The organism is Prevotella sp. P4-67, from assembly GCF_002251325.1.
Taxonomy (GTDB): Bacteria; Bacteroidota; Bacteroidia; order Bacteroidales; family Bacteroidaceae; genus Prevotella.
Map to the genome: position 1 here is coordinate 1 of NZ_NPJL01000035.1, position 371 is coordinate 371.

Annotated in this window: 1 protein-coding gene; it reads left to right on the forward strand. The window is 46.4% G+C overall.

What is annotated here, in order from left to right:
* Nucleotides 1–8: 8 nt before the first annotated feature.
* On the forward strand, nucleotides 9–371 hold a 363-nt coding region (locus CIK92_RS05970), incomplete at its 3' end, for a transposase (protein ID WP_254046010.1).

Sequence of the window (371 nt, forward strand, 5' to 3'; positions counted from 1 at the left end):
GCATAAAAGTGCACACCAATATCCACGCTAACGAGTTCGTGCCGTCTGACATCAAGTTCACGTCAGCCGCAACCAATGACAGCTTTATGCTGAAGCCCGCGAATTATAACGATGGAGATATCATTGCCATGGACAGGGCCTACATAGACTATGCCAGGTTTGAGGAACTGACCAATCGTGGCGTCACATACGTGACAAAGATGAAGAAGAATCTTGTATATGATACTCTTTCTGACACAATGTACATGTTGCCGTGTGGCCTCATGGAGTGTAGAGTCCAGGTCGTGGAGTTCAGGAAACATATAAAGGGCGGAGAGAATATCAAACACAAGGCCCGTATTGTCACCTATGTCGATCCTGCGAAGAAAAAG